4 protein-coding genes are annotated in these 6670 nt (G+C 61.6%); 2 read left to right on the forward strand and 2 right to left on the reverse strand.

Annotated elements, in window-relative coordinates:
• Window positions 1-241: 241 nt before the first annotated feature.
• Entirely contained in the window at window positions 242-2185 is a 1944-nt protein-coding gene (locus tag M0D64_RS31785; protein WP_266260700.1) for a hypothetical protein, read from the forward strand.
• Between the two features lie 128 nt (window positions 2186-2313).
• Here the strand turns inward: M0D64_RS31785 and M0D64_RS31790 are convergent, their stop codons facing one another.
• Both M0D64_RS31790 and M0D64_RS31795 read right to left on the reverse strand, forming a co-directional pair.
• Window positions 2314-3852: an amino acid permease gene (locus tag M0D64_RS31790; RefSeq protein WP_154559523.1), complete on the reverse strand. Its 1539-nt coding sequence runs from the start codon at window positions 3850-3852 to the stop codon at window positions 2314-2316.
• Window positions 3853-3920: 68 nt separating this feature from the next.
• Window positions 3921-4697 (reverse strand): SDR family NAD(P)-dependent oxidoreductase, encoded by a 777-nt coding sequence (locus tag M0D64_RS31795; protein WP_266260701.1) that lies wholly within the window; start codon window positions 4695-4697, stop codon window positions 3921-3923.
• Between the two features lie 324 nt (window positions 4698-5021).
• Between M0D64_RS31795 and M0D64_RS31800 the strand changes: the two genes are divergently transcribed.
• A complete protein-coding gene (locus M0D64_RS31800) occupies window positions 5022-6005 on the forward strand; it encodes a helix-turn-helix domain-containing protein (RefSeq protein WP_266260702.1) in 984 nt (327 codons plus the stop codon).
• Window positions 6006-6670 lie beyond the last annotated feature (665 nt).

The raw sequence follows: 6670 nt of genomic DNA on the forward strand, positions 1-6670 counted from the left end.
TGACGAGTGGCATGGATTCGTACGATAAGAATTTCTCTGCAGAGAAATGCGTTCGGGGCCGACAACCCGGGAAGGCATCACACCTTCGCGCGAACGAATGGTTTGCGCATCCAGGACGGCCAGTGTCGAAGCCTCGGTTATCGGCTGGCTTGCAATTGAACCCCGATGTTCGTTCCGTCTCCCAACGCGCTTTGCGCGAAGAGCCCAACGAATGTTCAGAAAACGCATTGGTTAGAGATTGATGAAATCACAACTACTCCTACTCTCGACACTTTCTCTCGCGCTAGCGGGCTGCGGTGGCGGCGGCGGTAACGGCGCCAGCAACAACGCGACAACCCAGCTCAACGGCAGCTCCGGCTCGTCCAACTCGACTGCGGCCGGCAACAGCAGCACCGGCGGCACCGCCACGGTGAACGGCGCGGGCAACACCGTCGCGACACTCAGTTGCACGTCGCCGGCCGTCTCGGCGGGCTCCGGCAGCGCCACCATTTCCGCCGACACGCCCAGCGCGGATGGCACACGCATCTTCGCTTCCGGCAGCGCGTTCCAGCTCGCCTTCAGCACCAACGTACCGAACGCCGACACGCTGAACTGGGCCGTCACGGACACCATCGGCCGAGTGGCGGCGAGCGGCAGCACCGCCGTCCCGAGCGGTTCGAAGACCATCACGCTCAGCTGCACCTCGACGCTCGCCGGCTATTTCGCCGCAACGGGCACGCTGGCGCAGAACGGCGGTCAACTGCCACAGGCCGGCACGCGTCCGGTCGGCATCGCGACCTTCGGTGTGCTGCCGAACCTGTCCCAGGTCGTGCCTGCGGTCACCTACGCGCATCAGGAACAGCACCGTTTCGGCATGCAGGGCGCGAACGACAACGGCGCCCTGCTGGCCGACCTCGGCATCTCGTCGACGATCGACGACCGCCAGCTCTCGACGATGGAGCCGAACGGAGCAAACACCTTCAATCCGTCAGCGAACAATCTCGATCCGTTCTACAAGACCGGCAACGTGATGCGCCTGATCCGTCTTGACGGCATCCCCGCCTGGGCGAGCAGCACCGGTGCGTTCCAGGACGACACGAGCGTGCCGAGCAGCCTTTCGTATTACCAGAGCTACATGAGCCGCGTCGGCACGGAATCGAGCGCGATTCGCGCGGCGTACTTCCCGACCCAGTCGGCGAACTACTATCAGGTGACGTGGGAGCCCAACCAGTTCTGGACCGACACCGACGCCAACTTCATCGCGCTGTATCAGTCCGTCTATCAAGGCATCCATTCGACCGATTCGAGCGCGGTGGTGATGGGCCCGGCCGACGCGTTCCCGAGCCTGACCACGACGCGTCTGAAGCGCCTCGCGCCGCTCGGCTTCGGCAAATACATCGACGCGGTGTCAACGCACGGCTACTACGACGCGGGCACTTCGCCGTCGCATCCGCCGGAGCGCTACGACAGTGACCCGTCGACCGCCTCAGGTTCGCTGCGCGGCCAGATGCGCGCTCTGCGCTCTGAAATGGCCACCGACTACCGAACGGGCATGAAGCTGTTCTCGACGGAAGCCGGCATCAGCTACGACCTCGGCACCTCGTACGGTCCGAACTATCCGAGCGCGAACGTGCTGTACGCGCAAGCGGCGGTCGCGGCACGCATGCACATCATCACGCTGGGTGAAGGCGCGGATCAGACCTACGTGTTCTACGGTGCGGACTATCCGGGCGAAGTCGGCTACGGCACGTTCTTCGACCTGAACGACGCGCAAGGCGCATTCGGCGCGACGAACATCAGTCCGAAGCCGGTTGCGATGGCGATCAGCGCGATGACGCACACGCTCGATGGCACGCACACGCTCGGAGCGGTGAACGGCACGCCGACCGGCGTCTACGCCTACGCGTTCCAGCAGGTGGGCAATGGCGCGGTGATCACCGCCTTGTGGGCGCACAACAATAGCGTGTGGGACGCCAGCGTGGGCTTCAGCTCGAGCTATAGCGTGCCGTATAGCCTCACGGTGGATGCGCCGGGCACGAGCGGCACGGTGAAGGTGGTCGACATGATGGGCAATGCGTCGAGCGCGAATTACAGCAACGGTACGCTCACGCTCAACCTGACCGAATCGCCGGTGTATGTGGTGTCAAACAACGCGTCGGTTGCCAAATCCAACGCGACGGTGCCGGTGGGATACGTCGGTATCTAATTAGCAACCGCCTCATCATGCGGTAGATGTAATAAAAACGTCAGCCGGCTTCAGGGCCGGCTGACGTTATTTTTTTCAGACATGGGTAGCGGCGTCTGGCCGCGCACTCGCAGAGCTTCAGCCTTCCTTCAGCTTTCCCCCAGTCGCCCCTCCATCCCGCTCAACTCTTGCTCGCGCTCCTTCGACACCTTGCCGATCGGCGGGCCCGCAAAGCTCTTGCGCACACCCGCGCCGTACCAGATCGCCAGCAGTATCGCGAGCAAACCGACAATCACGTACACCACTTTCTGATTAGGCGGCTGCATGCCGACATAGGCGAGCACGAGCGCGCCGAACACCGCCGCCACCGCGAACGGCTTCGACAGCATGCCCAACTGGAACGGCCCTTTTTCCTTCCACGTGCGCCCTTCGGCGAAAATACCGGCTGCAATCGGCATCGCGTAAGAGATGAACAGGAACACCGCGCTTCCCGCGCTCAGCACCGTGAACGCATCACCGTACAACGTCACCACGATCGCCAGCACTGCCGAGGTCCAGATCGCAGCGCCCGGCGTGCGGTGTGCCGCATTCACCTTGCGCAGCCACTTCGAGCCGGGCAAGCCACCGTCGCGGGCAAACGCGAACATCATGCGCGAGGTCGACGTAACGGCTGCGAGACCGCATACGTAGTTGATGAAGAACATCAGCAATTCGATCAGGATGCGCAGCGGTCCCGGAATCGGCGCAAGAATCGCTTCGAAGAACCCGGTGCCCTGCTTCACCCCCGCAGTGATATCCGGCATCACCAGCACGAACGCGCACACCATCACGTAGCCGAAGGTGGTCGACCAGAACACGGAGCCGACAATGCCGCGCGGCACATTGCGCGCTGCCTGATGCGTCTCCTCCGAGGTGTGCGCAGAAGCGTCGAAGCCCGTGATCGTATAAGCGGTCAGCAGCAGGCCGGACAGAAACGCCATGGCGATGGTCTGCTTCGGCCATGCGCCGCCATCGATACCCGTGAAGTTGGTGAACGTATAGAGCCGCGACAGATCGATCTTGACCGGCGAATACACCAGCAGGGACACCACCAGCATGACCGTCACCACGAAGATCAGATAACCCGACAGGTCCGTGATCTTGCTGGTGATGCGAATGCCGCGATGATTCAGGAATGCTTGCGAAGCGGTGATCACCGTCAGAAAGAGCGTCTGCTGCCACCAGCCGAGCGAATCGGGACTTACACCGAACATCGGCGCGATCAACGTGCGAAAGAACGGATCATAGGTGCCGTAGTTGATCGCGGCGACCACGAACACGAGACCGAGCAGATTCAGCCACGCAGTGAGCCAGCCCCACATTTTGCCGCCGAGAATCGAACTCCAGTGATAGAGGCCACCGGCAGTCGGATACGACGACGCGATCTGCGCCATCGCCGCCGCCACGACCAACGCGAACAGCGAGCCGAGCGGCCAGCCGAGTCCGATCGAGGCCCCGCCCGCCGCCGACAAGCCCATCTGGAACGACGTGATGCCGCCCGACAGAATGCAGATCAGCGAGAACGACACCGCGAAGTTCGAGAACGCCCCCATGCGCCGGGACAGTTCCTGCGCGTAGCCCATCTTGTGCAACAGCTTGACGTCGTTGTCGGCGGGGTCCGCCGACGGCACGGCCGTGTTGATGTCCATGACGCGATCCTTTGAACAGGGTTATGACGAAGCGGCAAACTGGCGTGACCGCGCGACGAAGGACCGGCTCACGCAGCCGTAAAGCAGTTATCCACGTACAGATGTGCGCCGTTGACGAAACTGGCGTCGTCGCTGGCGAGAAAGAGCGCAGCGCGCGCGACTTCTTCCGGCGCGCACAGACGGCCCTGCTGCACCGACAGCGCCGCTTCGCTCGCATCGAAGCCATACTTCGCGAGCGCGCTAATTTCGCGGCGCCCATGCGGCGTATCGATGAAACCGGGGCATACGGCGTTGCAGCGAATGCCACGGTCGCGATACTCGACGGCAATCGAACGCGCGAACATGGCGCACGCGCCTTTGGTCGTGCAGTACAGCACTTCGAGCGGCGTGGCCGCGACCGACGAGATCGACGCGGTGCACACGATCGAACCGCCGCCCGCGGCGAGCATGTGGGGCAGCACCGCGCGGGTCATCATGAACATGCTTTTCACGTTGACGTTCATGAGCCAGTCGTAATCTTCGTCGGTGGTATCGACGAACGGCTTCACGACGATGCTGCCGGCGTGGTTGAACAGCACGTCGATCCGGCCGAAGCGCGCCATGATGTTTGCCACGGCGGCGTCCACGGCTGCGCGCTTCGATACATCGGCGGCAAACAGTTCGGCTGTGCCACCTGCCGCGCGGATTCGCGTCACGACTTCCTCGCCCGCATCGGTATTGATATCGACTACGGCGACCTGCGCGCCCTCCTGCGCGAATAGCAGCGACGCCGCGCCGCCCGCGCCGGTCGCGCCGCCTGACACGATTGCGATCTTGCCTCCCAGCCTGCCTGCCGATCTGCTCATGCGTGACTCCCGTTCCAGTGTCCAGTGCGTTGTGTTGCATTGCGTTGTGCACAAAGTAGGGGCGGCAAAAAGCGGCGACTATCCAAAATTGGCAAAAACGTAAAAATCCCGTAAAAATCCGGATTTCTGACAAATGCATTACATCTGGACCTGAATGCTTGCCGTATCTGGCGGTCGCCGTGTTCGTGACCTGCGCGGACATGGCGCAGGAAGCCGCATGAGTGGCCCGGATGGGTCGCTCCAACACTGCGACGTAAATTTTTTTTCGCATACACTGACCGGCACGAGGCTTTTCGGGGAGCGCCAGTAGAATCGGGAGAAGCTATGCAGCCGGTCAATCAGACAAGCAGCGCCGTCGAGATTCGCTGTTGCCGGAACATCGACGAGCAGGCGATGTTGCTCGACGCGTGGAACCAAAGCTATTGCCAGATTTCGCGCGGCGCCTTCGACGGCTCGGTGAGTTCGTTCGCCGCGGGCGGCGTGCGGGTGTTGGTGGAGCGGCTGAACCGCACGGTCTATCAACGCGGCCAGGTGGCGCGGTCCAAGCTCGCCGTGGGCGTTCCATTTCAACTCGAAGGGCATGCGCTGCTGTGCGGGCAGACGAGTCACCGTGACGGCCTGCATGTGTTTTCCGGCGATGGCGGGTTCGAGTTTTTATCGCCTGACACGCATCTGGTGGTGAATCTGGAGATCGAACCTGGCGCGATTGGCGATCGCTTACTGCGCTCGCAGCTCGATGAAATTGGGTTGCGGCTGGGCGCGAGGCCTGGTGTGTTGAATGTCGATCCTGTCCGCTTGCAGGGCTTTCGCGAGGTGCTGAAGCAATTGCTTGACGCCGTGGCTGCGACGCCGACGTTGCTCGATGATGGCGGCGTGGCGGCGGCGTTCGAGAAGTCGGTGATATTTGGTCTTGCCGAGGTATTGCAAGGAGTGCGGGATGCGGATCCACATGGGAATGTCGAAGCGCGTACCGCGCGGAACTGGCAACTTGTGCGCAGCGTTCGTGAGCTGGTGGAAGAGTCGCCGGATTGCCCGCTGTCAGTGGCCGAGCTATGTGCTCGGTTTCGCGCGAGTCGGCGCACTTTGCAGTATGCGTTTGAGGATACGCTTGGGGTGAATCCTTCAGCGTATATACGGGCTGTTCGGCTCGATCACGTGCGGCGTGAGTTGCGAGGTTCTGCTTCGGTGACTGAAGTCGCTACGCGGTGGGGGTTTTGGCATTTTGGGAATTTCTCGAACGAGTATCGGGGGCAGTTTGAGGAATTGCCGTCGGAGACTTGGCGGCGCAGTAGGGGGCGTGCGGGTTGAAAATGGCGTTTTTTTGCCTGTGCGGCGCTTTTTGTCAGTGGTCCTAGGGTGTTGGCCTTTCCTTGATCTGGCTTTAGTGCCTTTCCTTGAATTGTTAGTGGTCTATTAGCGTTGCCCCTGTGCGGGGCGGCACCTGCTTTTCTTTGCCGGCTGCAAAGAAAAGTAGGCAAAAGAAAGCAGCTCAAACCGCTACTGCTAAGTGGGCACCGTGGTCTGCTACGGGTAGTGGTGCATCTGGAATCTGGGTTCGTGCACCTGCATGCGCCAGTGACAAGGGCGTCATACTTCCGGCGGCGCTACGCGCGCCGAAGAGTACTTCTCAAAACCACCCGCTACGTTTTAGCTCACACGCGCCCACACGTTTGTGCTCTTGCATTTGTGCTCTCGCGTTTGGGCTTTTGGGCTCGAGCTCTTGCGTTTTGCCCGGCGCCGTGACTCGTCATTGCATGGCCGCTGCGAGTGTAAGTGGGACTGGTCGAAATTTCATTTGAAGTGGAGTTCGCTCATAAGTGAGGAGGCGCGTCGCCGAGGCGAAGCCGATGGCCCCCACATACCTCAACCGAAGCCCATGGTTTCCCATGCATACCCGTCCGCGACGCACGTAGTGCGAAGTGGGAGCTGATGAGTCCTTTGTCACTAACGCGGAATGTGCGAGAACACGGATT

It is taken from the genome of Paraburkholderia sp. WS6 (assembly GCF_030464835.1).
GTDB lineage: Bacteria > Pseudomonadota > Gammaproteobacteria > Burkholderiales > Burkholderiaceae > Paraburkholderia > Paraburkholderia madseniana.